At 40.7% G+C, this 2496-nt stretch carries 2 protein-coding genes; both read left to right on the top strand.

Annotated elements, in window-relative coordinates:
• The first annotated feature begins 148 nt into the window (after nucleotides 1-148).
• A complete protein-coding gene (locus tag BLS16_RS22975; RefSeq protein WP_092335895.1) occupies nucleotides 149-1681 on the top strand; it encodes a Mu transposase domain-containing protein in 1533 nt (510 codons plus the stop codon).
• Nucleotides 1678-2409: an IS21-like element helper ATPase IstB gene (gene istB / locus BLS16_RS22970; protein WP_092335894.1), complete on the top strand. Its 732-nt coding sequence runs from the start codon at nucleotides 1678-1680 to the stop codon at nucleotides 2407-2409. Before BLS16_RS22975 ends, istB begins: the two co-directional genes overlap by 4 nt.
• Nucleotides 2410-2496 lie beyond the last annotated feature (87 nt).

Below are 2496 nucleotides of genomic sequence, written 5' to 3'. Positions count from 1 at the left end.
TGTGAATGGTAAAATAAACTGATCGGTTTTCGGACAGGAAAACGGATCGGAATTTGGCCACAAACTGATCGCTTTCATCTTGAAATAATACAACTTGACCCTCATGCTAAACAAAGACATAGATAACCAAGCATGAGAGGAAGAAAAGATGAAGGAGATTAAAGTGTACAGTCAAATTCAGCAACTTAAATCCCAAGGATTTAAGAAAGAGCCCGTAGCTAAGTTGTTGCGAATGAGCAAGAACACAGTACGAAAGTACTGGAACATGACCCCAGATGAGTATGTCTCTTTAGCGGAGGTCATTCGAAAATCCCATACCCTAGCTCAATTTGAACCCGTAATACTGAAATGGCTTTATGAACATCCATCGATGAGTTCCGCACAGATTCATGATTGGCTTTTAGAACATTACAAGATCAAGACAGCAGAGCGAACTACTAGGCGACTCGTTGAGTTACTTCGAGAAACTCACAAGATTAAGAAGGCAGCTATTCCTAGATCGTATGAGGCTGTAGATGAGCTTCCGATGGGATATCAGATGCAAGTAGACTTTGGACAAAAACACCTTCGGAATTCGGATGGACAGTACGTCAAAGTGCATTTCGTGGGATTTGTTCTGTCACACTCTCGATACAAGTGGGGCTACTTCAAAGATAAGCCTTTTACCAGTGGAGAACTTGTTCAAAGTCTCTATGGGTGCTTTGATTACATGGGTGGTAAACCCTGTGAGTTGGTATTCGACCAAGACAGTATCGTTTCAGTCGATGAAAATTATGGTGATATCATGTTCACCTATGAGTTCGAACAATTCAAACAAGTGGAGAAAATAGATGTGTACCTCTGTCGGAAAGCAGATCCTGAGAGCAAAGGCAAGGTTGAATCGGTGGTGAAGTTCATTAAGATCAATTTTCTTGAAAACCGATTTTACATGGGCATCGATCTTCTCAATCAAAGCTTTGAAGCATGGCTTGAACGAACTGGGAATGCCAAGGTCCATGGAACCACAAAAAAAGTACCAGCCAAAGTGTTTCTGCTCGAACAAGAACACTTAAGGCCAGTACTTTCCACAAAATTATCTATGTGTGAAGAAAGTATAACTCGAAGTGTTCGAAAAGACAATACCGTCCTTTATCTAAGCAATCGATATTCAGTCCCTCAAGGGACCTTTGGCAAAGAGGAAGAGGTCGTATTGAGGATTGACGGCGAAAGGCTCATCATCGAGCAAGTCTTCGGTGATTATGTTATTGCAGAACACAACATTTCAAAGGATAAAGGCCAGCTGATTAAACTCTCTGCCCATAGACAGAATCATGAACAAGGCGCTCTTCGCCATCTAAATGAGTTGTGTGAACTTGTCGGTAATGAATACCAGGATTACTTCGAAACCATGAGGATGTCGAAGCCGAGGTATTTTAAAGACCAAAGTGATCTTGTCAAAGAACTTATTGACCAACACAAGGTTGATTTGATCAAAGAGGCTATTAACTATTGTATGTCCCTTGAAATTTTTAGTGCGACAGATCTTCGTGATACGGTAATTTATCTTAAAAACCAAGCGGTCGAAGAGAATCTTCCCGATGTCCCACCTACCATTAAGACTATGACTAATTCAAAGGCTGCGACAGTAGTGACTCAAAAACGATCAATTAAAGAGTATGAATGGGCTGGTGGAGCATCATGAGGACAAAATCCGTCGATTCGATCGAAACCATGATGACTAAGCTCCATCTTGAGAAAGTCGATTTTCATAGTCTCTTTCCAGGAGAACATAGTCCGTTAGAAAGCATCGATCTTTTCCTGTCTGAGCAGATTCGTCTCAAAGGCAATAAGGCAGATGAGATTCGAATCAAGCGATCGGGAATGCCACAACTAAAGACACTTGAAGGATTTGACTTTGGCTTTCAGCAGAGCATCACAAAAGAGCAAATGCTCAGGTTATCCGATTTTACTTGGATAGAACAAGCGTATAACATTATGTTTTTAGGACCGCCTAGTGTGGGCAAAACTCATTTGTCCACTGCTCTTGGTTATATGGCTCTGCATAAAGGGTACGCCGTATCGTTTCTTTGCCTTGATGAATTGATCAAAATACTTAAAACAGCAGAAATCACTGCGTCATCAAGACGAAAGCTAAAATATCTGTATAAAGCGGAATTGATTATTATTGATGAAGTGGGGTTCCTGCCTGTTAGTAAGACAGAATCCAATCTATTATTCACGTTTATTGCGGCAATGCATGAAAAAACCTCGCTCATTATTACATCCAACAAGGGTTTCAGTGAATGGAGTGGTTTTTTAGGAGACGAGGTGATTACAACGGCAATCCTCGATAGATTGATCTACAAATGTGAGATTTTCAACATGACTGGAGAAGGATACCGACTTAAATACCGAAAGACCATTTTGTAATCCACCCCTAAAGATTTAGAGATGAAGGCGGTCAAAAAACCGATCAATTTGTGTCCAAAAAACGGTCATTTTACTTGACCGCTTACA

The organism is Desulfosporosinus hippei DSM 8344 (assembly GCF_900100785.1).
Lineage (GTDB): Bacteria > Bacillota > Desulfitobacteriia > Desulfitobacteriales > Desulfitobacteriaceae > Desulfosporosinus > Desulfosporosinus hippei.
Note: the sequence above shows the minus strand (reverse complement) of the source record. Positions and strands in the feature narration are given on the sequence as shown.